The sequence below is a fragment of the Planktothrix paucivesiculata PCC 9631 genome, assembly GCF_900009265.2.
Lineage (GTDB): Bacteria > Cyanobacteriota > Cyanobacteriia > Cyanobacteriales > Microcoleaceae > Planktothrix > Planktothrix paucivesiculata.
This window is the reverse complement of sequence record NZ_LR735025.1, coordinates 72,500-97,842: the sequence shown is the minus strand read 5'-3', so window position 1 is coordinate 97,842 and position 25,343 is coordinate 72,500. Positions and strand designations below refer to the sequence as shown.

20 protein-coding genes and 1 tRNA gene are annotated in these 25,343 nt (G+C 42.0%); 10 read left to right on the top strand and 11 right to left on the bottom strand.

From position 1 onward, the window contains the following. Window positions 1-11: 11 nt before the first annotated feature. From PL9631_RS20610 to PL9631_RS20585, 6 genes are all read right to left on the bottom strand, one after another. Window positions 12-1,013 carry a zinc-dependent alcohol dehydrogenase family protein gene (locus PL9631_RS20610; protein WP_083623266.1) on the bottom strand — a complete coding sequence of 334 codons (1,002 nt, stop codon included), beginning with the start codon at window positions 1,011-1,013 and terminating at the stop codon, window positions 12-14. 72 nt (window positions 1,014-1,085) lie between these two features. Continuing rightward, on the bottom strand, window positions 1,086-2,345 hold the full coding sequence (locus tag PL9631_RS20605; protein WP_231516799.1) for a dihydrolipoamide acetyltransferase family protein: 1,260 nt from the start codon (window positions 2,343-2,345) through the stop codon (window positions 1,086-1,088). A 97-nt stretch (window positions 2,346-2,442) separates the two neighbouring features. Next, window positions 2,443-2,889: a YlqD family protein gene (locus PL9631_RS20600; RefSeq protein ID WP_083623265.1), complete on the bottom strand. Its 447-nt coding sequence runs from the start codon at window positions 2,887-2,889 to the stop codon at window positions 2,443-2,445. Window positions 2,890-3,049: 160 nt separating this feature from the next. Then, window positions 3,050-5,002: an AMP-dependent synthetase/ligase gene (locus PL9631_RS20595; protein ID WP_083623263.1), complete on the bottom strand. Its 1,953-nt coding sequence runs from the start codon at window positions 5,000-5,002 to the stop codon at window positions 3,050-3,052. A 90-nt stretch (window positions 5,003-5,092) separates the two neighbouring features. Then, entirely contained in the window at window positions 5,093-5,797 is a 705-nt protein-coding gene (locus PL9631_RS20590) for a glycoside hydrolase family 24 protein (protein WP_083623262.1), read from the bottom strand. Further along, window positions 5,797-6,459, bottom strand: coding sequence for an SDR family oxidoreductase (locus PL9631_RS20585; protein ID WP_083623260.1), 663 nt, complete (start codon window positions 6,457-6,459; stop codon window positions 5,797-5,799). The genes PL9631_RS20590 and PL9631_RS20585 overlap by 1 nt, the downstream gene beginning before the upstream one ends. Window positions 6,460-6,590: 131 nt before the next feature. Here PL9631_RS20585 and PL9631_RS20580 point away from each other — a divergent pair, with 131 nt between their 5' ends. The 5 genes from PL9631_RS20580 (at window position 6,591) to PL9631_RS20560 (ending at window position 13,173) form a co-directional block, all read left to right on the top strand. Then, window positions 6,591-7,277, top strand: coding sequence for a DUF1997 domain-containing protein (locus PL9631_RS20580; protein WP_083623258.1), 687 nt, complete (start codon window positions 6,591-6,593; stop codon window positions 7,275-7,277). 582 nt (window positions 7,278-7,859) lie between these two features. Then, window positions 7,860-9,233 carry a CmpA/NrtA family ABC transporter substrate-binding protein gene (locus tag PL9631_RS20575; RefSeq protein ID WP_083623257.1) on the top strand — a complete coding sequence of 458 codons (1,374 nt, stop codon included), beginning with the start codon at window positions 7,860-7,862 and terminating at the stop codon, window positions 9,231-9,233. Window positions 9,234-9,311: 78 nt separating this feature from the next. Further along, the gene (gene ntrB / locus PL9631_RS20570) at window positions 9,312-10,160 is read left to right on the top strand and encodes a nitrate ABC transporter permease (protein WP_083623255.1); all 849 of its coding nucleotides are present in this window, start codon (window positions 9,312-9,314) and stop codon (window positions 10,158-10,160) included. A gap of 58 nt (window positions 10,161-10,218) precedes the next feature. Next, window positions 10,219-12,225 (top strand): ABC transporter ATP-binding/substrate-binding protein, encoded by a 2,007-nt coding sequence (locus tag PL9631_RS20565; protein ID WP_083623254.1) that lies wholly within the window; start codon window positions 10,219-10,221, stop codon window positions 12,223-12,225. A 93-nt stretch (window positions 12,226-12,318) separates the two neighbouring features. Then, the gene (locus PL9631_RS20560; protein ID WP_083623252.1) at window positions 12,319-13,173 is read left to right on the top strand and encodes a nitrate ABC transporter ATP-binding protein; all 855 of its coding nucleotides are present in this window, start codon (window positions 12,319-12,321) and stop codon (window positions 13,171-13,173) included. Window positions 13,174-13,348: 175 nt separating this feature from the next. Here the strand turns inward: PL9631_RS20560 and PL9631_RS20555 are convergent, their stop codons facing one another. Beyond that, on the bottom strand, window positions 13,349-14,332 hold the full coding sequence (locus PL9631_RS20555; protein ID WP_083623251.1) for a LysR family transcriptional regulator: 984 nt from the start codon (window positions 14,330-14,332) through the stop codon (window positions 13,349-13,351). Window positions 14,333-14,772: 440 nt separating this feature from the next. On the opposite strand from PL9631_RS20555, the gene bicA reads away from it, so the two are divergent. Then, entirely contained in the window at window positions 14,773-16,488 is a 1,716-nt protein-coding gene (gene bicA / locus PL9631_RS20550; protein WP_083623249.1) for a bicarbonate transporter BicA, read from the top strand. Window positions 16,489-16,702: 214 nt separating this feature from the next. Beyond that, a tRNA-Gly gene (locus tag PL9631_RS20545) sits at window positions 16,703-16,774 on the top strand. Window positions 16,775-16,861: 87 nt separating this feature from the next. On the opposite strand, the gene PL9631_RS20540 is transcribed toward PL9631_RS20545, so the two are convergent. Genes PL9631_RS20540 through miaA form a run of 3 tightly spaced genes read right to left on the bottom strand, consistent with a single transcriptional unit; the run spans window position 16,862 to window position 18,597 of the window. Then, window positions 16,862-17,131: a type II toxin-antitoxin system VapC family toxin gene (locus PL9631_RS20540; RefSeq protein WP_083623248.1), complete on the bottom strand. Its 270-nt coding sequence runs from the start codon at window positions 17,129-17,131 to the stop codon at window positions 16,862-16,864. 37 nt (window positions 17,132-17,168) lie between these two features. Continuing rightward, window positions 17,169-17,630 carry a type II toxin-antitoxin system HicB family antitoxin gene (locus PL9631_RS20535; protein WP_197046457.1) on the bottom strand — a complete coding sequence of 154 codons (462 nt, stop codon included), beginning with the start codon at window positions 17,628-17,630 and terminating at the stop codon, window positions 17,169-17,171. 58 nt (window positions 17,631-17,688) lie between these two features. Further along, window positions 17,689-18,597, bottom strand: coding sequence for a tRNA (adenosine(37)-N6)-dimethylallyltransferase MiaA (miaA, locus tag PL9631_RS20530; protein WP_231516798.1), 909 nt, complete (start codon window positions 18,595-18,597; stop codon window positions 17,689-17,691). Between the two features lie 186 nt (window positions 18,598-18,783). On the opposite strand from miaA, the gene PL9631_RS20525 reads away from it, so the two are divergent. The 3 genes from PL9631_RS20525 to PL9631_RS20515 all read left to right on the top strand — a co-directional run bounded on the left by PL9631_RS20525 (window position 18,784) and on the right by PL9631_RS20515 (window position 24,759). Next, window positions 18,784-23,085: an ATP-binding protein gene (locus PL9631_RS20525; protein ID WP_083623246.1), complete on the top strand. Its 4,302-nt coding sequence runs from the start codon at window positions 18,784-18,786 to the stop codon at window positions 23,083-23,085. 353 nt (window positions 23,086-23,438) lie between these two features. Continuing rightward, window positions 23,439-24,095 carry a sigma-70 family RNA polymerase sigma factor gene (locus PL9631_RS20520; protein WP_083623244.1) on the top strand — a complete coding sequence of 219 codons (657 nt, stop codon included), beginning with the start codon at window positions 23,439-23,441 and terminating at the stop codon, window positions 24,093-24,095. A 112-nt stretch (window positions 24,096-24,207) separates the two neighbouring features. Continuing rightward, window positions 24,208-24,759, top strand: a complete 552-nt coding sequence (locus PL9631_RS20515; RefSeq protein ID WP_083623243.1) for an anti-sigma factor family protein — start codon at window positions 24,208-24,210, stop codon at window positions 24,757-24,759. A 55-nt stretch (window positions 24,760-24,814) separates the two neighbouring features. On the opposite strand, the gene PL9631_RS20510 is transcribed toward PL9631_RS20515, so the two are convergent. After that, entirely contained in the window at window positions 24,815-25,222 is a 408-nt protein-coding gene (locus PL9631_RS20510; RefSeq protein WP_197046456.1) for a gamma-glutamylcyclotransferase family protein, read from the bottom strand. Window positions 25,223-25,343: the final 121 nt, after the last annotated feature.

The following is a 25,343-nucleotide window of genomic DNA, read 5'->3' as shown; positions in this document are numbered from 1 at the left end:
GTTTATTTCAATTATTCTATTGTTAGAACTAATTTACCCTTCATTCCTCCGGCTTCTAATACTTTGTGAGCTTCCGAAGCCGCAGCCAAGGGAAAAGTTTGATTCACTAATATTTTTAATTTCCCTTCATCAATTAACCGAGCGCATTGTTGCAGAATTTTAGTCTGATCCAATTGATCATGAATCCGAGCTTGTAACATCGGCGTTAACATCAACTCTAAACTAATGCGTAAATTCTTTAACCTAGCCTCTTTCAGATTTCCTAATTTTGGATCGGGTTCTAAAATACTTACCAAATCCCCGTAATTTTTAACCGCAGAAACTGTTTGATAAAAAACCTCATCGCCAATGGTATCAAAGGCTAAATCAACTCCTTCTCCCCCCGTCCATTCTAATACTTTCTCGACAAAATTAGTTTCTTTATAATTAATTACTAAATCAGCCCCTAACTCCTGCACCAAAGCCGCAGCATCCGCAGAACTAACGGTGGTGGCAACTTCTGCTCCTTGTAATAGGGCTAACTGAATCGCCACATGACCCACGCCACCAGCACCGCCATGAATTAACACCTTTTGTCCGGGTTGTAATCGTCCCCGATCATACAATGCTTCCCAAGCCGTAATTAAGACTAAAGGAGCCGCCGCCGCTTCCACAAAACTCAAACTTTGGGGTTTCAAACTGGCAAATTTTTCATCAACAACAATTAATTCCGCATAATTGCCCGATTCTGCACCTAAACCCCCCTGACAAAAATAAACCGCATCTCCGACTTGAAATTTTTTCACTTGGGAACCGACTTTTTCGACAATTCCCGCCCCGTCACACCCTAAAATCGCAGGCATTTGATCGGGATAAAATGTGCCTCGACTGCGTAATTTAGTATCAATCGGATTAATTCCGGCCGCCTTTAAACGCACTAAAATCTCAATATCAGATTTAATTTGAGGATCGGGTATTTCTTGAAGTTGTAAAACATCGGGTTCTCCAACTTCGATCATGAGAACTGCTTTCATAATTTACCAGTGATTAAGTTTTGTTGTTGAGCTTCATCCCCAGAATTGAAGGGCTAAAGCCCAACAACGAATTTACATCGTTAAAGATTGAACATGAGTTTCAATCAATTTAGCTAAACTTTGTAAGAAGGTCGCCGCATCCGCACCATAAATAATTCGGTGATCACAAGTAATATTCACTTGCATTTGGCGTTTAACCGCCATAGAACCATCGGCAGAAACCACTAATTGGGGACGGGACGCACCGATGGCTAAAATTGAACCTTGACCCGGCGGTAAAATAGCATCAAAGCTATCCACCCCAAACATTCCTAAATTGGAGAGGGTGAAAGTTCCACTGCTATATTCATCGGGTTGTAACTGTTTTGCCCTAGAGCGTTCGACTAAATCTTTCCAAGTCCGAGACAGGGAATACAGATCAATTTGATCAGCATTTTTTAATACCGGAGTAATTAAACCGCCATCGGGCATAGCCACCGCGACCGCAATATTAATTCCCGCCCGATATTGAATCCCATTTTCTACATAACTGGCATTTAAAATCGGATGTTTTTGTAACGTCACCGCCACGGCTTTTGCTAACAGTGCCGTCATCGTTACACCTTTGGATTTCAGTTGTTTATAAAGCTGATCCAAGCCATCCGTAGTAATCGTATATCCTACCCGGAATACCGGAACCGACAAACTCGCCGTCATATTTCTGACCACGGCGTTTTGTAGGGTATTCATCGGGGCAACTTGACCCAGGGGAACTGCCACGGGGGTCGGGGCTGCCACGGGCTTACTAACAGCCGGAGCCGGGATTTGAGATGGAGTCGGAGCCACGGCCGGACGTCCAGAGGCTGTTTCCACATCTTCGGCAATGATCCGACCATTCGGCCCACTTCCGGTTAATATGGCTAAATCTAAATTCAGTTCCTTCGCTAACTTGCGGGCGCGAGGCGAGGCAATAATCCGGCCATTTTTAGGGGTTGGGGTGGCAGCAACAGCCGTGGCTGCTACGGGACTAGCTGCAACGGGTTGGGCTACGGCGGCGGGGGTAGCTGGGGTAGCAGAGGCGGCTTTTTGTTTCGCCTGTTCAATTTCCCCTTGAGTTTCCGCGATTAAGGCAATGGTATTACCCACGGGGGCCGCTTCTCCGGCCGGAGTAATAATCGTGGCTAGATACCCTTCATAGAAGGATTCCACATCCATGTCCGCCTTATCGGACTCAACGATCAAGACCGTTTCGCCCTTTTCAATTTTATCGCCGGGGGATTTTTGCCAAGAAACGATTTTACCCTCGGTCATGGTGGAACTCAGGGCGGGCATAAAAACTTCATGAATTGCCATAAGCGTTAAAAGAAATAGAGTTCAAATGTTATCAATAGGGGTGGAGTTTTAACTGTTAACGGTTAGCAGTTAGCAGTTAACCGTTAACTCAAACCTCTTAAATATCGCCGCGAATTTCTTCGATTACACCATCTCGTAGAAGAATTTCTACTTGCATTTTGGTAACCAAATTGTCGCCTTCTACCACAGTAAAAATACTTTCAATTTGTCCTTGAACAACTTCCTGTTCCAGTTCTAGGGTTTGCACCTGTTGGAGTTGTTGCAAGTTTTGATTTTTCTGCTCTAAGAGTTGACTTTTACGTTCATTCACCTCAACTTGGATACTGTCTACTTTTTGCATCGCATCCGGGCCAAGGGGTTGCAGGCTTTGGCGTTTAATTTCCGCTACCATCCGTTGTCCTTGCATTTCTAACTGTTGCAACTGACTATCAATTTGATTGATTTGGACTTGAAGTTGCTGTTGGGCTTCGTCTTTCCAACGGGGTGTGACCACCGCCTTGACGTTGATAGGTCGTTTTAACAGTAATTGTTTGAGATTGTCCATAAGTGGTTATGCTATTTCCGTGATCAGTCCTCCGTCACCTGCTCAGGGTAACGCGCACATCACCCCGACACAATTAATTACAAGAAGGTTGAGGACGGTAATCACCATGAGTTGATCGATTCCGATTCACCTTTGCATAGGGAGTACAGAAGCTCAATCGTTAGCGGGTGACGGTTTCATACATTTTGTTAATCATATCGCGGTAATGTTCCATTACAACGGGGCGTTTGACCTTCAAGGTTTGGGTTAACATTCCGTTTTCCATGGAAAAGGGTTCTACAAGTAACTGAAATGGGCCAATTCGATCATCAATTCGATAACTCGGACGGTTTTTAACTTCCCGGTTGAGTTCCTCCCGTAAGAGGTTTTGAACTACGGGACTTTCTAAGGTAATTTCCTGAGTTTGGGTAACGGGTTCTTCCGGCAGTTTTAAGGTCAGATTTTGTCGAATTGCCCACTGTTTTAAAGCATCTAAATTCGGAACAATTAACGCCCCTAAATTTTTTTGATCCTGACCGACTAACATGATTTGGTCAATATAGGGACTGCGTAAACAAGCATCTTCTATGGCTTGGGGTTCGATATTTTCGCCATTGGTTAAAACAATAGTATCCTTAGCCCGACCCGTTAATACTAAATCATTTTCCGGTGATAACCAACCTAAATCTCCGGTATCAAACCAGCCGTCTGCGTTAATGGCTTTGGCTGTTGCCTGGGGATTTTCAAAATATCCGGTCATCACCTGGGGCCCCCGGGCTAAGACTAATCCTTTTTGACCATAGGGCAGAATTTGACGGGTTTCGGGGTCAACGATGCAAAGTTCTGTTTCTGGGATGGGTTTACCCGATGATCCGCGTAAATTATGCCATTCTCGACGCGCACTTAACACCGGGGATGTCTCTGTTAAACCATAGCCTACTAATAGATTAACCCCGACAATTTCATAGAAATTTTCTAGGTGCATGGCCAGGGAACCCCCGCCACTAATGGCAAATTTGAGTTGTCCTCCGGTGGCTTCTCGCACTTTTTGGTAAACTAAGCGATCGCCTATAATTTGAAAAGGAGTATAAAGCCAAGTTTTGACCTGAGCTATAAATTTTTCCGAAGCAGAAACGGGCTTTAAATCTAAAGTTAATCCCTGGGCAATTCGACGGGCAAAAATGTATTTTTCACTCCACGAAAAGAAGAAATCAACAATTTTTTGTTTTTGTTCTGACTGTTCTCGAAATTGTTTCTGGGCGCTTTCATGAATCGCTTCCCAAATTCGAGGTACACTAATCATATAATGGGGTTTAAATTCCTTTAAATCCTGTTTAAAATAGCGAATATTCGTATAAACAATCGTGCAACCTTGGGATAAACAAAAATATTGTCCCGTGCGTCCGAAGGTATGCCAGGTGGGAAGAAGACTCAGAAATGTTTCGCCCGGTTCGGGTTGAATCACATCAGGAATGCCATTAATTTGATGTAATAGGTTTTTATGGGTTAACATCACCCCTTTCGGTTGTCCTGTAGTTCCCGAAGTATAGAGCAGGGTAGCTAAGGTATCTTGATGAGATTTAGACGGTTTGAGAGTTGTATTTTTTCCGGTTTCGATTAATTGAGTAAAATTCAATACCGGAATAGTGGGTAAATCCTGGGAATTGGGCGTTTCATCCGATAATAAAATCACAAATTGAATCGGTAAATCTTCGATTTGCGATCGCAATTTTTTTAATAGGGCAAAGTTTTCGACAACGAGGGCGGTACTCCCACTATCTTTAAGAATATAAGCCAATTCCAAGGGGTCAGCCGTTCCACCTCGCACCACATCGGCGGCTCCGGCGGTTAAAATACCTTGATCTGCAATAATCCAACGGGGGCTATCATCGGAAAACAATGCAATGCGTGGGGGTAGACCCTGGGTGGTGGCTTCTATTCCTAAGCTTTGTAACCCGGCGGCAAAGTATTGAATGTATTGCCACAGTTCAGAATAGCTCAGACGGACTTCTGGCTTGGCGTGGGGGTCATTTAAGGCAATAATTTGACCGACATTTTGAGCCAAAATCGGCCAGATTTCGGGAATAGATTGGGCAGAAGAATACAGGGAACGCCAGTGAGTTGAGTTGATCATATTGGCTAAAAAGCTCTGTCTTTAACTCTTAATATTATCTGATCTGGGAGATCAATTCAAGGAATGATAGAGGACAGATTTTGATCTGGATTAGGGTTGGGGAGCCATCTTAAATAACTGCCCATTCTCATGATTGAGTTCATTTTGCAAAATCTTTTCATAAATTTCGGGTAAGGAATCCGTGACGACATTATCTTCAATTCCATAGCCTAGACTTGTCCAAGTTCCTGATAATAATTCTAACACTTCATCGATTTTTCCTTCCCGTAATAATTGAGAAATACTAACGCCCCAAAATTTGTCATCTAATAACCATCGATAAACCACCGAGTCTTGATATTCCGGTTCAAAACTATAGGGGAGCCAAAACCAAAATTGAGCGGGTTTCGGGTGATAGCGTTCGGCTTTTTCATCCCAGGTAGTTTTTAACATTTGATAGCGTCCGGCGGCGGTACTACATTTACCTTTATTCGGGCCGACCATAATCCGCATACATTGGTCAGGATGGCTCTGTAAATTAGAGACATATTTTCCCCCATATAAAACATGATAGGGGTCAGAATAACTGGACTCACTAGCGGAAATAGTTCGCATCAAAGCCCGAATATAGGGATCTCCTCCCCGCATCACTAACGGTGGCCATTCTGCTTCTACCTGTTGATCAACTAACGGTTGAAAGTCGGATTTTCCCTGGCAACTTCTGATCCCAATAAAGGTTAAGGTAAATAGCAGTAAAGCACTCCAGAATAGCCGTTTACGGCGATTAAGATTCTGTTTTCTTTGATAATGTTGCATCAATCAATTACACTGGCAAATAGTTGTTCTAAGGGCTTTTGTTGAGCCTCTGAGTTAGCTACAATTTCAATAATTTTATTCCGCGAATCTTCAACAAATAGGGCTTCTACACAAACTTGAGCCACTTTTGTTCGGGGAATACTGCCTTCAAATAGGGTATCGGCCGACTGCATGACTAAATTATCATTATTATCCTCATTTTTTAATCCCCCCGGACGAACAATGGTATAACTTAAGCCACTATTTTGTAGATATTCTTCCGCCTGTTTTTTCCACAACAGAATCAGCCAAAATAAATTTAAGGGGTGAAAAAATTGCGAAACACACAGGGAAGTCACTAAAACAAAATGTTCAATTCCCTGGGATTTTGCCCCATCGACTAAATTTTTTGTTCCTTGATAATCGACTTGATAGGGCCCGGTAAAATCAAAACTGGGTTTGGCTCCAGTGGCACATAAAACAACTGTACAATCCCGAAGTGCTAAAGCTAGACTATCGGTATTGAGCACATCTCCGACCACCAGTTCCACCTCGGGGGGTAAAATATTTTGAGCCGTTTCCAGATTCCGAACCAAAGCCTTAACCGGGATTCCCCGCTTCACTAATTCGGCAACAATTCGCCGTCCAGTTTCTCCGGTTGCCCCTGCGACAAATGCTTTCATGGTTTTAAAAGTTTTTCAGTAAGTGTTAAGTTTGGCAAGCAACATAAAAAGTTCTGTATTTTTATCATAGCGGTTTAAGACAATACAAGGCATTCTGGAAGTAGGAAGAAACCCTCGTAGGAGAACAGATTATGCAGTCCGATATCTCTGAACCTCAACCGTCAAGAGCATCATCTGAGTTTGTTGATGATTCTGTTGCTCTGGCCAACCCCGAGGAAGACACTCAGGAGTTAATCTGGTTTCACAGCACTTTTGAAGACTGTATGGAAATGTTCGCCGATATGGAGACGGTGGCGGAATATTTGGCACAACATAGCGGGTGGTTTTGTCGGTGTGCATTGCCAATGAAAACCGAACCCCTGGGAAATAATGCCTATGATTTATTAATTGGACGGTTTGGAGCCCTGGGTTATCGGGTGGAAGCGCGGATAGGGTTGGAATTAGTGCCACCGGATGCCGAGGGGATTTATCGGATTCGGACAGTTCCCATCCCCAATTATACGGCTCCCGGTTATGAGGTGGATTTTCAATCGACGATGAAGTTAGTAGAATTAACTACGGCGGACTTTTGTGCCGAACGTGGGATTAAATTAACGGAATGTCCGACTCAAATCACCGGGGCGCAATGGTGCTTAAATTTGGCCGTTGGGGTACAAATTCCCCAGTTTATTCGGGCTAAGTCGGAAGGGTTAATTCAAAAAACCGGGGATGCACTGCTCAAAAATATTGTTAAACAGGTTTCTCGACGTCTCATGGGAAAAACTCAACAGGATTTTCATAGTAGTTTGGGGATTCCTTTTCCCAAACAACGGCGTTAAGGCGGGTAGACTGCCCAAGAGAGGATAGATGAGCCAGGGACGACGCTCCCACTGCTGTCTCCCATTGGCCCACGCAACACTATAAAATAGTCCTGTCTGCCGGGTTTCAGTATATTGACGTTTTTATATAGAAAGTTTTATAAGCATTGCTTCTAGTCAATGTGTCTAATTCTCCCGATTTTACCAAGTTAAACAATCAATTTGTTGTTTAAATGTCGATTTTTGGCCAAAAACCCCTATTTTGATAAGATTTGATTATATTTTGAATAGATTTATTTAAAATTTATCATGATTGATAAGAAAAACTTGATCACTACCATTTAAAAAAAAATCATATTTAGCACTAAAAGGTAGTGACAATCTATGGATATGATGCTACTTTAGTATTTATAGACGGCTATGGCACGACTGAATTAAGGATGAAGTCCTAAACCCAGTCATCTTTACCTCAGAGTCAAGGTCTATCTTGGGGTTATTGCTCCAGAGAAGCTGGATTCTTTTCGTTCAATTATTTAACTACTACAAAATTCATTTTGTCAGTAGCAACCTATTGGTTCAATAGACAGGTTGTTAGGAGGTTTAATGTCTGAATTTTCCCAGGGTTATTCTCGTAGAAAGTTTTTAATTACCGCCGGAGTTTCGGCGGCTAGTACGATATTTTTAAAAGGATGTTTAGGCAACCCGCCTGAGCCCACTGGTAATACTGGAAGTTCACCAGCGACAACACAAGTTCCGGCAGTTAATATTAGTCCAGAACAAGCCCCAGAAGTGACAGCAATTAAACTAGGTTTTATTCCCATTGTGGAATCTGCCCCCTTAATTATTGCCAAAGAAAAAGGCTTTTTTGCTAAGTATGGAATGAGCGATGTTGAAGTATCCAAACAGTCAAACTGGGCTTCAGCACGGGATAACGTTACCATTGGCTCAGGTGGGGGCGGAATTGATGGCGGACAGTGGCAAATGCCCATGCCCCATTTACTGACAGAAGGCATTATTACCGGGGGTAAAAAAGTCCCCATGTATGTCTTAGCTCAATTAAATACAAATGGCAATGGTGTCGCTATTGCTAATACCCATTTAGGAAAAGGAATAGGCTTAGATATTAAAGGCGCTGCCGAATATATTCGCAGTTTTCCAACTACCACTGGACGCAAATTTAAAGCTGCTTATACCTTCCCCAATGTTAACCAAGATTTTTGGATTCGCTATTGGTTAGCTGCGGGGGGAATTAACCCAGATGTGGATATTGATTTGATAGCAGTTCCTCCAGCAGAAACCCTTCAGGGAATGAGAAATGGAACGATGGATGCCTTTAGTACAGGCGACCCCTGGCCCTATCGAATTGTTAGCGATAATATCGGTTTTATGTCCTGTTTAACAACGGAAGTTTGGCCGTTTCATCCTGAAGAATATTTAGCGATTCGTGCTGACTGGGTTGATAAACATCCCAAGGCAACAAAAGCCGTATTAAAAGGGTTAATGGAAGCCCAACAATGGTGTGATAAACCGGAAAATCGAGCCGAATTAGTCACCATAGTTTCTGGAAGGAATTATTTTAATGTGCCTCCAGAAGTTCTGACTGGGCCCTTCCAAGGAAACTATCAAATGGGAGATGGAAAACCGCCGATTCAAGACTTTAATAAAGGGCCGTTATATTGGAAAGATCCAATTGGCAGTGTTTCCTATCCCTATAAAAGCCATGATTTATGGTTTTTAACTGAAACTATCCGTTGGGGTTTCCATAATGGTCAAATTCAAGATATTGGCCAAGCAAAAGCCATTGTCGATAAGGTCAACCGTGAGGATATTTGGCGAGAAGCTGCTAAAGAAGCCGGGTTTACTGCTGATATTCCCGCTTCGACTTCAAGAGGTGTGGAAAAGTTCTTTGATGGAATTACTTTTGATCCCGCAAACCCAGAGGCTTATCTTCAAAGTTTAACCATCAAAAAAGTATAGAAAGGATCATCTTTCTATTTTCTTAATTGATAACTGATAATGCGAATACTTGATTACTGATAAAGGAGTTTTAACAAAATGACAAGTACAGCCAAAAAAAGAACTAACGGAAATAGCTTTGTTGACAATTTGGGTGAATATTGGAAAAAGAACAGTCAAGATATTATTCTTCCCATCATAGGAACTTTGGGTTTTTTAGTAGTTTGGCAACTTTTCTCCCTCTCAGGAATTACCCGTTTACCAGGGCCATTAAGTGTCGTAACCAATGAACAAACCCGAACTTTATTAATGTATCCTTTTTATGATCGCGGAGGATTAGATAAAGGCTTATTTTGGCAAACTTTAGCTAGTTTAGGACGGGTGGCTCAAGGTTATTCAATTGCCGCTATTGTTGGTATTAGTGTAGGGGTTTTAGTGGGAACAAATCCGATTTTAGATAAAGCATTAGACCCCCTATTTCAGTTTTTAAGAATGGTGGCTCCTTTAGCCTGGGTTCCCATTGCCTTAGTTGCCTTCCAACAAAACCAACCCGCCGCGATTTTCGTGATTTTTATTACCTCGGTTTGGCCGATTTTAATTAATACCAAAGAAGGTGTTAAACAGATTCCCGATGATTATAATAACGTTGCCAAGGTGCTGCAATTATCCCGCAAAGAATATTACTTAAATATTCTATTCCCTTCCGCCTTACCCTACATTTTTACCGGATTAAGAATTGCCGTAGGTTTAGCTTGGTTAGCAATTATTGCCGCCGAAATCGTGATGTCCGGTATCGTGGGAATTGGTTTCTTTATCTGGGATGCTTACCAACAAAACTACATCAGTGACATTATTTTAGCCGTGGTTTATATCGGTGCAGTCGGTTTGATTTTAGACCGAGGTATTGGCTACGTTCAACAATTAATTGTCCCAGGTGAAAAAAAGTAAACTAAGGTGCACTCATCGCAGCCCACGCACTATCAACCATTAATCAGGAGTTAAGATCATGGCAAAACCCTTAATAGAAGTCGAACAAATTGATAAAGTCTTTAACTTATCTGGTGGAGGTCAATATGTTGCCCTAAAAGGAATTGACCTACAAATACAAAAAGGTGAATTTGTCACCTTAATTGGACACTCTGGTTGCGGAAAATCAACCCTATTAAACATGGTGGCGGGGTTAGATTTACCCTCCGAAGGAATAGTTACTATTGAAGGTCAAAAAATTACCAAACCAGGGCCAGATCGAATGGTAGTATTTCAAAACTATTCTTTATTACCCTGGCGAACAGTCCGAGAAAATATTGCTTTAGCGGTTGATTCCGTGATGAAAGGATTACCCTTAGCAGAACGAAAAAATATCATTGAAAGCCATATTGATATGGTAGGATTACGCCACGCTGTAGACAAATATCCCGCCCAATTATCAGGGGGAATGAAACAACGAGTTGCGATCGCTCGCGCCTTAGCATTACGACCCAAATTATTATTATTAGATGAACCCTTTGGGGCCTTAGATGCCTTAACTCGGGGCAATCTTCAAGAACAATTAATGAAGATTTGCCAAGACAATCAAATCAGCGCCTTAATGGTGACTCACGATGTCGATGAAGCGGTGTTACTGTCTGACAGAATTGTGATGTTAACTAACGGCCCGGAATCGAAAATTGGGCAAATTTTAGAAGTTGATATTCCTCGCCCCCGTCAACGGATGCAAGTGGTAGAACATCCCAGTTATTATCGCTTGCGGAGTGAAATGATTTATTTCCTCAATCAACAAAAACTTATCAAAAAAATGCGGGCGAAAAAGAATAAAGTCGTTGCCCGTCATGGCCTAGAAAAAATCAACTTAGAATTGGGTTTTGTTCCCCTGACCGCCTGCGCTCCCCTGGCCGTAGCAAAGGAATTAGGATTTTTTGAAAAACACGGCCTCGATGAAATCAATCTTGTCCGAGAAACCAGTTGGCGCGGCATCAGTGATGGTATTGCCGGAGGCTATTTAGACGCGGCTCAGATGCCCTCGGGGATGCCTCTGTGGATGACATTGGGAGGGGATGATACCCAACCCGTAACGGTGATTACAGCCCTGACCATGACCCGCAACGGTAACGCTATTACCCTCGCCCGTCGGTTCTATGACCAAGGAATTTACACCCTGGCTGACTTTAAACGGATGTTGTTACAGTCCCCTGGACAACAGCACCGCATGGGGGTGGTGCATCCGAGTTCCATGCACAACCTGTTACTGCGCTATTGGTTAGCGTCTGGGGGGATTGACCCCGACAACGATGTGGAACTGTTGACCATTCCTCCGGCCCAAATGGTGGTGGACTTACAGGGTGCCACTATTGACGGGTTCTGTGTGGGGGAACCTTGGAACCTGCGGGCGATGATGGAGGATGTCGGGTTTACGGTGGCGACGGACTTGGAAATTTGGCCGGGACACCCTGGGAAAGTGTTGGGAGTGCGCGAAGACTGGGCCGCGGCCTATCCCAATACCCATATTGCCTTAGTTAAGGCGTTGTTAGAGGCTTCCGCCTATTGTGCTAACCCGGAAAATGCCGATGAAATTCGGCAACTGTTGGCCCAACGTCACTATCTGGGAACTCGCCCCGAATATATTCAATTAGTCGATCCTAATAATGCGGCGTGCAACTTGGAGCAACCCATGGGTCAATATGCCCATCATCAATTTTTTGGGGATGGAGTCAACCGCCCCAGTCGTACCGAACAGCTTTGGCACATGGTTCAAATGGCCCGTTGGGGACATACGCCTTTCCCTCGTAACTGGGTGGAAATTTTAGAACGGTTATGTGCGGTGGGTGCTTTTAGTACCGCAGCCCGGGAATTAGGGCTTTCTGATATTAGTTATAGTCGGGGCGCGATTCAATTATTTGATGGTACAAAATTTGATACCGAAGATCCCATTGGTTATCTGAATAGTTTGAAGATTAAACGGGATTTTACTGTAACAGAAATTGTATTAGATTCTCCTCGGATTAAGGTGGCTTGACTTCAGAAACCGGGTTTCTCCCTTGATTTTTGCTAAGAAATCCGGTTTCTATATCTTTAAATCGTGAAATTTAAAATTTAGGAAATATCAACCATGACCACAACTAAAATTTCTGCCTCTACCTTTGGGAAAAAATTTACTAAAAAATCGCCGGGAAAAACTGAACCTTATTTAGTCTTTGATAACGTTTCTAAGGTTTATCCCACCTCTAAAGAGCCCTATACGGTTTTAAAAGATGTAAATTTAACAATTAATCAGGGTGAATTTATTTGTGTGATCGGACATTCCGGTTGTGGAAAATCGACTTTATTGAATATGGTTTCCGGGTTTAATATTCCTTCTGAGGGAAAAGTAACATTGCGTTCCAAACCAATTTTAAAACCAGGGCCAGATCGGATGGTGGTATTTCAAAACTATGCGTTATTGCCTTGGCGAACGGTGTTTGAAAATGTCTATTTGGCTGTTAATGCGGTTCATCCCAGTAAGTCAAAACTAGAAAAAAATGCCATTGTTAGAGATCATTTGGCAATGGTGGGATTATCAGAAGCCGCCGAGAAAAAACCCCCTCAAATTTCGGGCGGGATGAAACAACGGGCGGCTATTGCCCGGGCCTTAGCCATTCGTCCAGAAGTGTTAATTTTAGATGAACCTTTTGGAGCTTTGGATGCAATTACCAAAGAAGAATTGCAGGAAGAATTGTTAAAAATATGGAATGATCATCGGTGTACGGTGTTAATGATTACCCATGATATTGATGAAGCATTATTTTTGGCTGATCGCTTAGTGATGATGACAAATGGCCCCTCGGCAACGATTGGAGAAATCCTAGAAATTCCCTTTGAACGTCCCCGCGATCGCACTCAAATTATGGAAGATCCCGAATATTATAACCTGAGAAATTATGCCCTCGATTTCCTCTATCGTCGTTTTGCCCATGATGACGAATAATCAGTTATCAGTTAACAGTTATCAGTGTAAGAGTTATCAGTAATAAAGTTATCAGTCAATAGTTCACTGTTAATATCCCTCTTTTGATTTCTCTATTGATTATACTCAGAGAATGACAAAAGAGGGATAGTTTTGGACTAAAAACTGATGACTGTTAACTGATAACTGATGACTGTTAACTGTTAAGTGTTAACTGATGATTAATGAGTGAATTCCCGTTTTTTGGCAAACTTCCATTGTGTAAAGTGATTGTTTCTAAGGTAGGAACATGGTTACTATTTTCTAATAAAAACTTTAAAAATGTTTCTGCAATAATAGAGATTTGCTTCCCTTCTAAATGGGTGACATACCAACGCAGATGAATCGGGAAGTGCTGCACATCTAAAATTTTTAATTCTCCCGTTAATTGTTCTGAAATTAAGGTGTGTTTAGATAAAACCGACAGTCCCAAACCCCCAGCAATTCCTTGTTTAATCGCTTCATTACTCCCTAATTCTAACCGAACTTTCACATCAATTTTATAACGATCAAAGAGCTTTTGAATTGCCTGTCGGGTTCCTGAACCTTGTTCTCGCATAATAAAAGGTTCTCCTATTAAAGATTTAATCGGAATATTTTTTTCTCCCACTAAAGGGTGATCCTGTCTCGCCACTACAACTAAAGGATTATCTAAAAAAGGTTGACTAGATAAGGCAATATCCTCCGGGGGTTGACTGAGAATATATAAATCATCCTGATTATCTTGCATCCGTTGAATTAAGGTGGCATGATTAGTAACTTGTAAGGCAATATCAATCCCCGGATATTGTTGACAAAAATAACCTAATAATCGGGGGACAAAATATTTAGCCGTGGAAACCACCCCTAACCGTAACCGTCCTTGTTTTGTCCCTTTTAAAGCCGCCACCTGCATTTCTAAATTGTCTAACTGTTCAAAAATATTCTGACAGGTAGATAATAAAGATTCCCCGGCTTCGGTCAGATAGAGTTGTTTGCCAATTTGTTCAAATAACGGTAAACCCACGGTCTGAGTTAGTTGTTTAACTTGGGTAGAGACCGTTGGTTGGGTAATCATCATTTCTTCGGCAGCTTTAGTGAAACTACTATGACGGGCTACCGCTTCAAATACCTTTAGTTGGTGTAGTGTTGCCTGCATCAAAATTCTATATCCCCCTTTTACCCAATATTTGATGGTTTTCGCGATTTTTGTTATAGATATAAGTCTATATTTTTATAGTATTACATATAATTTTCACAATATAATTAACTCAGATCAAACAATTCTGTAAAACCCTTGCCAGTCAACAGGTTTAGCTTAGATCAGATTGAATGATACTAATGATTTGATTAATCAATCCTCGAATCGAGAACATTGAAATCGAGAAATTCAAAGGGGGAGTAACAACCCTCGGTTTGGAGGAGCGGTTTCTCTAGGGTAATAAGAGTAGGGTTTCGAGGGCGTTGCAATTCAGGGATAAAAATTTTTCTGTTATGTCTTGCGATCGCTAGGGGGTAGTGGTAATGTTATCCATTAATAAAAATCAATAGCTAGTTGCAAAATAATAGCTAAAAAACAATAACTTTCCTCTAACTCTCTCTATGCAAGTCTTTAATCAGATCAACTTTAACAACCTACGGGGTGATTTATTTGGGGGACTGACCGCCGCGATTGTTTCCTTGCCCTTGGCCCTCGCCTTCGGGGTAGCCTCTGGAGTCGGCCCGGTGGCGGGTCTTTATGGTGCAGTTTGTATCGGCTTGTTTGCCGCTTTATTTGGTGGCACACCCACGTTAATTTCCGAACCCACTGGCCCGATGACCGTGGTAATGACCACCATTGTTGCCAGTTTCATGGCCAAAGACCCCGATAACGGTTTGGCAATGGCCTTTACCGTGGTGATGATTGCCGGGTTATTTCAAATTGTTTTTGGGGTATTCAAACTGGGTAAATATATTACCCTGATGCCCTATAGCGTGATTTCGGGCTTTATGTCAGGGATTGGGATTATTTTAATTATCTTACAAATCCCGCCGTTTTTAGGACAAGCCACACCGAAAGGGGGAGTATTAGGAACAATTCAAAACATCCCCCAATTATTAGCCAATATTAATCCCGTAGATGCTACCTTAGCCGCCTTAACTATCGGGATTATCTTCTTAATGCCCTCTAAATTTAAACGGATTGTTCCGCCTCAATTAGTTGCATTAGTGATTGGAACATTAGTTTCTTTAATCTTTTTTCAAGGAGTAGATATTCGGCGAATTGGTGTAATTCCCACGGGACTCCCTACCTTACAAATGCCTGTATTCAGCTTCAGCCAAATGACAGTCATGTTTGTCAATGGCGTAATGCTAGGGATGTTAGGTTGTATTGATACGTTATTAACCGCCGTTATTGCTGATAGTGTTACCCGGACTCAACACGATTCTAATAAAGAATTGATTGGTCAAGGCATTGCTAATATTGTTTCGGGGGTTTGTGGTGGATTACCTGGTGCTGGGGCAACCATGGGAACCGTTGTTAATATTCAATCCGGTGCAAAAAGTGCTTTATCTGGAATTACCCGGGCGTTAATTTTATTAGTAGTAATTCTCGGGGCGGCGAGTCTGACCCAAAATATTCCGATGGCGGTTTTAGCAGGAATTGCCCTAAAAGTGGGGATTGATATTCTCGATTGGAGTTTCCTCAAACGCGCCCATGCTGTTTCCCTGAAAGGGGCAATGATCATGTATGGGGTGATGTTATTAACCGTCTTTGTTGACCTAATTGTGGCCGTTGGTGTGGGGGTATTTATTGCTAATATTCTTACAATTGAACGCTTGAGTGATATGCAGGGTCAGGACGTGAAAGCCATCACCGATGAAGATGATGCTATTGTGATGACCCCAGAAGAAAAACAATTACTCGCCGCCGGGAAAGGTCGGATATTGTTATTCTACCTCAGCGGCCCGATGATCTTTGGGGTAGCTAAAGCAATCTCCAGAGAAGAATCAATGATTCAAAATTATGATGTGCTAATTTTTGATTTAAGTGATGTTCCCATGTTAGGAGTAACTGCCTGTTTAGCCATTGAAAATGCTATTAAAGATGCAGTAGAAAAAAGGCGTCACGTCTTTATTGTCGGTGCAAAAGGGAAGATTAAAGAACGTTTAGAACGGTTCAAAATTGTAGATATGCTTCCGCCTCATCATCTGATGTTGGTGCGTCAAGAGGCATTACAGCAGGCTTTAACCTTGATTAACCTTCCGATCAATTCTGAGACTCTTAGCAGTAAATCCAGTGATCCTCACGCACCTATTGTTAGTAATCTTTCCTAATCCGATTTTAATTCTATTGCAGTGCGACTGTCCTCCCTCCCTAGTATCTATCCTGAATATCTTGATAATCTAATGAACCAGGACGTTTGCACTGCTCCCAACTCGTGATTCTAGCACTGCTGTTCGAGGGTTTTCGCTTTTTGGCGAATCTGGGGTATTGAAAATTTGGAAAATTGAGTTATAATCAATAAAGGTTTGAAATAAAAACCCAAGCGCGGACGTAATTCAGTGGTAGAATGTCAGCTTCCCATGCTGAACGTCGTGGGTTCGAGTCCCATCGTCCGCTTTTCCGTGTACAGCTAATTGTTCAGACCTTTGTGAACCTTTCCCATAATTTTGTTTAGGTACTTATAAGTTAAAATCTAAACTTTAGTTATGTCCAATTTTCAATAACTAAACCAGGGATTAAGGAAAAATCTCGCTCATTAGCCGTCACCATAATCCCATTGACAGAAAGAGCAATTGCAGCGATTCGCAAATCGTTTTTAAGTCTTTTGTACTTAAGTTCCTTATTCTCGCTGATTAAGTTTTCATGAACACTGGAAGCCTTTTGATCAAAATTAAGTACCCTCACTGCTTTAAAAAAGTCTAAAGTTATCGAGAGTTTAGTGTACAGTCTAACTAAATCTTTTCCAGTACCCAAATTGTCATTAGTTGTGTTATTCTGAATTGTTATATAGTTAACCTATGTTTTCATAATTATCATTATCAATATTAACAGTTTTATTGATGATTTGATAATCAGTATTAATTCTTTCCTCATACATCCTATTAATATCATCATATCGTTCAATTCTAAGACTTTTAGCAATCTCAGCAAAGTCAGAATCATCTTGAAAAACACCCGCAAATTTCAACCAAGGATTTTCCGATTTTTGAGGAGATACTTCTTCAATTTCAAAAGGAATAATTTCTAGTTTATCAGAATAAGTATACAACAACGTTTTTAAATTTTCTAGGGCTTCTTCCCGCGTTGCAGCTTCAACCTGCAAGTTAGGAAGTTCTATAAAAGATGCGCGTATTTGCGTTGAATTTGAACGGTCAAGCAAAATATGAAATTTCACAGGAAGCGACGGAGATAATTTTAGAGAGGAAAGATTAAGATTCATGGCATTTTTATTGAGTTTTTTTAGTTTAACCATAGCATTTTTCTGTCACTTTGGGAAAATTAAGCAAATTTTCAAGATTATTTCACCCATCCTAAAGAATAGCTTGCCAAACCTGATCTAACAAATTAGAACTATCAGCATCAAACCATTGAATTTCGGAAACAGCCCGAAACCAAGTTCTTTGGCGTTTGGCAAATTGTCGGGTGTGTAATACTATTAATTCCTGGGCTATTTCTAAAGATATATACCCCGCTAAATATTGTCTAATTTCCTGATATCCTAAAGTTTCTAATAACGATAAATCTGTGCCATATTTCTGACATAACTGTTCAACTTCCTGCACAAACCCCTGTTCAATCATATCTTTTGTTCGCTTTTTGATCCGATGGGTTAATGCTTCTGATTCACAATTTAAACCTATTTGTAAAATCGGATAATCGGGAGGATTTTCTCCTTGTTGTTCAGAAATCGGACGACCCGTAATATAATAAACCTCTAACGCTCGTAGAGTTCTAAACTGATCATTGGCATGAATTTTCTGTGCCGCGATCGCATCGATTTGTTTTAACATCTGATAACATTGCAGTTGCCCTAAAGTTTCAAGTTGCGATCGCAATTCTGGATTCGGAGCAACCCGGGGAATTTTCATCCCCCGCACAATAGATTTAATATATAAACCCGTCCCGCCAACTAATAATATAGGAGCAGAATTAGAAGTATGATTAATCAATTCTTGCGCTTGATCCTGATAATCTGCTACCGTTAAAGTCTCCGTTGGTTCACAAATATCAATCAAATAATGGGGAATCCCCCGACGTTCTTCAAGTGTTGGTTTAGCCGTCCCGATATCAAACCCTCGATACACCAAACGGGAGTCCGCACTCAAAACCACCGACCCCAAACGCTCCGCTAACTGAATCGCCAAACCCGATTTCCCCGTAGCCGTCGCACCACAGATAACGATTAACCCAGGTGACTGTGGTATTCTACAAATAGTCAACTTTCCTCCTCAACGCCTCACTCCTAACTAAATCTTGCAGGTAGATACCCCTTCCAAATATCATTTGAGAATGCCCTAAGATCCTCTCCAACCTATTTATGCTACAATTTTTGAAAGTTTTATCATTTTACTGTAATAACGTCATAAGGGACGTTTTTACTCAACCAATACTGGAGTCGTGATCAAATGACCAGCAATTACAGCGCCGACCAAATTCAAGTCCTTGAAGGTTTGGAAGCCGTTCGCAAACGCCCTGGAATGTACATTGGTTCCACAGGGCCAAGAGGACTCCACCATTTAGTATATGAGGTTGTAGATAACGCGATCGATGAGGCGCTGGCTGGCTATTGCACCCACATCGAAATCGATTTCAACGCCAATGGTTCCGTCACCGTCACCGATGATGGTCGCGGTATCCCCGTCGATACCCATTCTAAAACCGGAAAGTCCGCTTTAGAAACGGTTTTAACCGTTCTCCACGCCGGGGGTAAATTTGGGGGGGGTGGTTATAAAGTTTCGGGGGGTTTACACGGGGTCGGGGTTTCCGTTGTTAACGCCTTATCAGAATGGTTAGAAGTTACGGTTTTTCGGGATAAAAAAGAATATTCCCAACGCTTTGAACGGGGAACTCCTGCCACGGAACTCACCTCAAAACCGATCAAAGAAGCCCGCACCGGAACCTCCGTTTCCTTTTTACCTGATACGTCAATTTTTACTACCGGAATTGAGTTTGATTGTGATACCATTGCTTCCCGTTTACGGGAACTCGCCTATTTGAATGCGGGAGTTAAAATTACTCTGACAGATAGTCGTTTAGAACTCTTAAATCGTGAAAATCCCCGGATAGAAACCTACCGTTATGAAGGCGGAATTCGGGAGTATATCGCCTACATGAACAACGATAAACAACCCCTCCATGAAGATATTATTTATACTTGTGGAGAACGGAGTAATGTTCAAATAGAAGTTGCTTTGCAGTGGTGTACCGATGCCTATAGTGATACGGTTTTAGGCTTTGCTAATAATATTAGAACTATCGATGGGGGAACTCATTTAGAAGGGTTAAAAACCGTTCTGACTCGAACCTTAAATGCGATCGCCCGTAAACGGAATAAACTCAAAGAAGGAGATGCAAATTTAGGCGGGGAAAATATCAGAGAAGGTCTGACCGCCGTTATTTCTGCGAAAGTCCCCGATCCTGAATTTGAAGGACAAACTAAAACCCGATTAGGAAATCCAGAGGTTCGGGGAATTGTTGACTCCTTGGTGGGGGAAGCTTTAACCGAATATTTAGAATTTAATCCCGGGGTTGCTGATGCCGTAATTGAAAAAGCAATTCAAGCATTTAAAGCCGCAGAAGCCGCTCGACGAGCTCGGGATTTAGTCCGTCGGAAATCGGTTTTAGAATCCTCTCCTTTACCTGGTAAATTAGCGGATTGTAGTACCCGTGATCCTCAAGAATCCGAGATTTTCTTAGTTGAAGGCGATAGTGCCGGAGGCTGTTTTTTGGGTTCTACTTTGATTCGGTTAGCCGATGGTTCAGAGAAAACATTTCAAGAAATTGTTGAGGAACAAAATCAAGGGAAAGAGCATTTTTGCTATACGATTAATAATAGTGGAAATATAGGGATTGAGCGGGTAATTCATGCCCGACTTACGAAACAAAATGCCCAAGTCGTGCAATTAACTTTAGATAACGGGGAAACCCTGATTTGTACTCCCGATCACCCGTTTATGTTGCGCGATCGCACTTACAAAGCAGCAGCAGAATTAACCCCAGAAGATTCCTTAATGCCGTTTCATTACTCGGAAAATAATGGGGAATTAAAGAGTAATCAAAAGGTTTGGAATCCCGGTTCTGATCAATGGATTGATCCCCCTGTATTAGCTAATACCTATCAATTCAAACAACGGGAAGATCAAGAGCGTTTAGAATCTCAATATCAAAGCGATTATGCTCGAACCCTAGCATCACTCTATCAGATCTATAACCCGTCAGCAAACTCTCTTAAACCGCAAAAAGATCAGACCTTTAAAACCTTTTGCGATCGCTATTTTGAAGGGGATGAAGTTGCCACCAGAACTGCTATTCGGAACTACAATCATCGGGTAGTTTCTATCGAATGGTTAGAAGAACGTCATGATGTTTATGATATTGAAGTTCCCCATAGCCATAACTTCGCATTATCGGCGGGTATATTTGTGCATAATAGTGCAAAACAAGGACGCGATCGCCGTACCCAAGCCATTCTTCCTTTACGCGGAAAAATCCTCAATATCGAGAAAACCGATGACGCCAAAATCTACAAAAATAATGAAATTCAATCCTTAATTACAGCATTAGGATTAGGGATAAAAGGAGAAGAATTTGATGCTTCTCAATTGCGGTATCATAAAGTCATAATTATGAGCGTTGCGGGTGATGAACCAACCCTAGTAATGGAAGATACCGGAAAAACTGAATTTGTAGAAATTGGCAAGTTTATTGATGAGTGTATCAAGGGGAAACGTACCCCAGAACGCTATCAAGTGGTTGCTTTTGATCCCGTAACCCATGCCACCCGTTTTCGTCCGATTAAAGCCGTAATTCGTCACGGGCATGAAGAACCCATGTATCAACTGACGACTCGCTATAATCGTCAGATTAAAGTCACATCTTCCCATAGTGTTTTTGTGTATGAAAACGGGGAAGTTAAACTCAAAAAAGGCAATGAAATTAAACCCGGAGATTGGTTAGTTGCCAGTCGTCGTTTGCCCCGTTCAACTGAACCCCAAACTCGAATTGATTTACTCCGAACCTTCTACGAAGCGGGTGTGAATCAATCCTTATATTTACAAGGAGAAGATGTTCGTAAAATTGCCAGTCGGCGAATTTTAGCGAAGGTTGAAAAACCGGAATTATTCAGTGAAACCAGGGTTGAATTAGATGCCGAAGGATGGCAACAATTAATTGCCCAACGTCAAGCATTAGGCATGACTCAAAAACAATTGGCAACAGCCATTGGAGTCAAACAACCCATTACTATTAGTCACTGGGAACGGGGAATTAATCGACCAATTTTGTCTAATTTCTTAGATTATTTAGAGACAATTGGAGGTAACGAAAATATTGTTTACCAAACCCTTCCCTCTAAAATTGATCAACTCCTGACTCAAGATGACACCAGTAAAAACGCCCGTTGGCGAGAAGTTAGTAATTACAAACCCTTTGAATACTTCACACCTAGCGAGTTAATTGAGTTGGGGGATAACCTAAAAATTGTTCCTCAAGCCCACCAGAATAAAGCCTTCGATCGCTATTTACCCATTACTTCAGAATTGATGTGGTTTTTGGGTTGGTATGTAGCGGAAGGAAGCCTATCAAAACATCAAGTCAGCCTGAATTTAGGCACGAAAGATGAACGATTTATTCCTGAGTTAATTACAGCCATTCAAGAGGTATTTGGGGAAACCCCACGCCGCTATAATGATCCCGAAAGTCAGGGCATTAAACTCTATTTTAATAGTGTGGCTGCTGCCCGACTGTTACAAGCATGGGGATTAGGAAAAAAATCCCATGAAAAACAAATTCCCGATCTGGTTTTCTCGGTGACTGAACCTTTACAACTTGCCTTTTTAGAGGGTTATTTCTTAGGAGATGGTACAACCAGTGGGGCGAATATTTCTTGGACAACTAACTCCAATTCAATTAAAAATGGATTACTCTATTTATTCGGACAATTGGGATTAATTGCTAGTACCAGTGAACATCAACCTCAATTGAATCACACAGCCCCAATTCAAACCCGTTATCCCTACTATACTCTTACCCTTTGTGGCAAACAACAACTCGAAAGTTGTCGTCTAATTTGGCAACGTCATTTAGGGGCGGAAAAACTCAACGCCTATCTACAACTTCCCACTCAAAAACCGATGGATTATTTACCCATTAGTGAAGATTTAATGGGATTAAAAGTTGTCAAAGCAGAGGAAATTGAATTAGTCGGAGAGTATGTTTATGACTTCTCCGTTGATGGGGATGAAAACTTTGTTTGTGGCACTGGAGGACTCTGCTGTCATAACACCGATGCGGACGTTGATGGCGCTCACATTCGGACTTTATTGCTCACTTTTTTCTATCGTTATCAACGGGAATTAGTCGATCAAGGCTATATTTATATTGCCTGTCCTCCCCTGTACAAAGTAGAACGGGGACGCAACCATCAATACTGTTACAATGAACAGGAATTGCAGGAGCATTTGAGAAGTTTACCCGCCAATGCTAACTACAATATTCAACGGTTTAAAGGGTTAGGGGAAATGATGCCCGAACAACTTTGGACAACTACTATGAACCCAGAAACTCGGATGATTAAACGGGTGGAAGTGGAAGATGCTGCCGAAGCTGATCGGATTTTCACCATATTAATGGGCGATCGGGTGGCCCCCCGTCGGGAGTTCATCGAAACCCACGCCCCCCGCTTGAATTTGACGGATTTGGATATCTAAACACAGTAATCAGTTATCAGTAAACAGTAATTAGTTATCAGTTTAAGAGTTAACCTTTTAAACCTTTAAATAGGTTGTTGGTTAATCATGAAACCCTTGTATTACAAGCGTCCTCATATACCCTGATAACTGATAACTTATGACTGATAACTGATAACTTATGACCCGGATTTGATGAGAAATTTTTCATGACAAAGGAAAAAACTTCCACTAATATAAGGGAAAAACACCCGTTAGGTGAAAAAGCTCATCTCTATCCCTGGTATCCTAACTAACAAGTTTGAACCCAGGAACACTATGAATCCGGGTCGCGTCAACCACTAACGGAATCTTTCATCAACCAAGTTCCACCCATGAGCCAATCTATCCCCATCTCCTGGTCTAAGGCTGAAGTCTCTGTTCCCCTAGAGCAACTTCCCCTTGAACAACTCCCCAATACCGATTTAGTCCTGCGGTGTCAAGAGGGGGTCTGTCCAGATAAAGCAGCCTTTACAGAACTCCTGCGTCGGTATCAGTCCCATGTTGATAAGATTCTCTACCACCTCGCCCCAGACTGGCAGGATCGAGCCGACCTCGCCCAAGAAATCTGGATTCGGGTCTATCGCAATATTAAACGTCTACAGGAACCCGTCAAATTTCGGGGTTGGTTAAGTCGAATTGCCACAAATTTATTTTACGACGAACTCCGCAAGCGCAAACGGGTCAAACCGCCCCTATCTTTAGATGCCCCTCGGAATGTGGAAGATGGGGAAATGGATTGGGAAATCGCTGCCGATGGCCCAGGCCCCGATGAGGATATGGCAACCCGTGAATTCTATAGTCATCTTCATGAAGCGATCGCCGATTTACCCGAAGCCTTCCGCACCACGATTGTTCTGCGGGAAATTGAAGGATTAGCTTATGAAGAAATCGCTGAAATTACCGGGGTTTCCCTGGGAACAGTGAAATCGAGAATCGCCAGAGCGCGTCAACGCTTACAAACCGATCTGCAAGTGTATCTCAATCCCTAAACAATTGCCAAGTGAGCGGGTGCAATTCCTGTTAATACCCATACAATAGTTATATAGGTTAAACCCCAATTTCTCATGTCTGATTTGATGTTTGGTCAACGGGGGTGTTCCGATGAAGCACAATTCTGATCCAGAACTACAAACTTACTCAACCATCGGGGGACATCCATCTGAGGAACACTCGGATCTTGACCCTAAAACCCAATTAATCAGTGCCTACCTGGACAACGAAGCGACGGTTGAAGAACGCCGTCAAGTTCAGTTGTGGCTGGATACCGATCCCAAGATTAAAGCAACTTATCTACAACTCCTGCAACTGCGTTCGCGCCTACAAAACGCTCCTGTCCCTGCTTCTAGTATCTCGGTGCAACAACTGACCACCCGCGTTTTCCAGAGGTTAAATCAGAGAACCCGTGTAATGGCGACCTGGGGAGGAACTGCGATCGCAGCTTTATTAGTCATGACCTTTTCCAGTGCAATTTCCGTCAATTCCGGGCGTTTTCCGCTCTTTGCCCAGTCTGAAAGTCTGAACAATTCGGAACCTTTACAAATTGCCTTAAATGAGCCGCTGATCCCGATTATTACTCCTAATGCGGTTAGTATTAGCGTGGATCAACCGATTATTGCGATTCCTAAAGCTCCAGTTTCCAGACCCATAAATTAAAAAAATCTAACCTCAAGAACATTGTATTTCAATGTCCTTGGGGTTTATTTAAAGGTCAATATTGATTTTTCCAACAGCCATCAGGAATTAAAACCCCTGAATAGGACTCAACGGTTTTAATATCCATCAAATAAACCCAAACTAAGCCTAAAGGTTGATGGTTAAGATCAAAAACCGGAATCTGTTGTCGCTGATATTCGTTTTTTTCAGCAGGGCGATGGGGCTGGTAATCTTCTAATTGATCTAAGTCCAAAAAAATATTAGGGTCTGCAAAGGATAAAATCACCCCCTGCACGATACCATCCCCAGCTACCATCCCCGGATAACCTAAAGATAGGGCATAGAGTTTTCCCACGGCTAAGGCCGGACGCTGGGCTATGACTTGCCCTTGACAATAGCGTTGATAGTTACATTCCCCTGGCTTGAGAGTACCGTATACAAACACATCAATCTGATTATTCATGGTTCGATAGCAATGTCTAGCCTAAAAAGACATGATTGTACAGGAGTTGTCAAAACTTTTTGTTAAGATGACTATTAGCAGATCGTCTTGACCGTTGAGATAAAGGTGATTATTGCTTGGA

What these genes read in the sequence shown, in the direction of transcription:
- PL9631_RS20610 (WP_083623266.1), bottom strand. Translation starts at nt 1,013, where the DNA reads ATGAAAGCAGTTCTCATGATCGAAGTTGGAGAACCCGATGTTTTACAA.
- PL9631_RS20525 (WP_083623246.1), top strand. Translation starts at nt 18,784, where the DNA reads ATGACCAGCAATTACAGCGCCGACCAAATTCAAGTCCTTGAAGGTTTG.
- PL9631_RS20535 (WP_197046457.1), bottom strand. Translation starts at nt 17,630, where the DNA reads ATGGTTAAACTAAAAAAACTCAATAAAAATGCCATGAATCTTAATCTT.
- PL9631_RS20600 (WP_083623265.1), bottom strand. Translation starts at nt 2,889, where the DNA reads ATGGACAATCTCAAACAATTACTGTTAAAACGACCTATCAACGTCAAG.
- PL9631_RS20515 (WP_083623243.1), top strand. Translation starts at nt 24,208, where the DNA reads ATGAAGCACAATTCTGATCCAGAACTACAAACTTACTCAACCATCGGG.
- bicA (WP_083623249.1), top strand. Translation starts at nt 14,773, where the DNA reads ATGCAAGTCTTTAATCAGATCAACTTTAACAACCTACGGGGTGATTTA.
- PL9631_RS20585 (WP_083623260.1), bottom strand. Translation starts at nt 6,459, where the DNA reads ATGAAAGCATTTGTCGCAGGGGCAACCGGAGAAACTGGACGGCGAATT.
- PL9631_RS20560 (WP_083623252.1), top strand. Translation starts at nt 12,319, where the DNA reads ATGACCACAACTAAAATTTCTGCCTCTACCTTTGGGAAAAAATTTACT.
- PL9631_RS20575 (WP_083623257.1), top strand. Translation starts at nt 7,860, where the DNA reads ATGTCTGAATTTTCCCAGGGTTATTCTCGTAGAAAGTTTTTAATTACC.
- PL9631_RS20520 (WP_083623244.1), top strand. Translation starts at nt 23,439, where the DNA reads ATGAGCCAATCTATCCCCATCTCCTGGTCTAAGGCTGAAGTCTCTGTT.
- PL9631_RS20580 (WP_083623258.1), top strand. Translation starts at nt 6,591, where the DNA reads ATGCAGTCCGATATCTCTGAACCTCAACCGTCAAGAGCATCATCTGAG.
- PL9631_RS20595 (WP_083623263.1), bottom strand. Translation starts at nt 5,002, where the DNA reads ATGATCAACTCAACTCACTGGCGTTCCCTGTATTCTTCTGCCCAATCT.
- PL9631_RS20590 (WP_083623262.1), bottom strand. Translation starts at nt 5,797, where the DNA reads ATGCAACATTATCAAAGAAAACAGAATCTTAATCGCCGTAAACGGCTA.
- ntrB (WP_083623255.1), top strand. Translation starts at nt 9,312, where the DNA reads ATGACAAGTACAGCCAAAAAAAGAACTAACGGAAATAGCTTTGTTGAC.
- PL9631_RS20605 (WP_231516799.1), bottom strand. Translation starts at nt 2,345, where the DNA reads ATGGCAATTCATGAAGTTTTTATGCCCGCCCTGAGTTCCACCATGACC.
- PL9631_RS20565 (WP_083623254.1), top strand. Translation starts at nt 10,219, where the DNA reads ATGGCAAAACCCTTAATAGAAGTCGAACAAATTGATAAAGTCTTTAAC.
- PL9631_RS20510 (WP_197046456.1), bottom strand. Translation starts at nt 25,222, where the DNA reads ATGAATAATCAGATTGATGTGTTTGTATACGGTACTCTCAAGCCAGGG.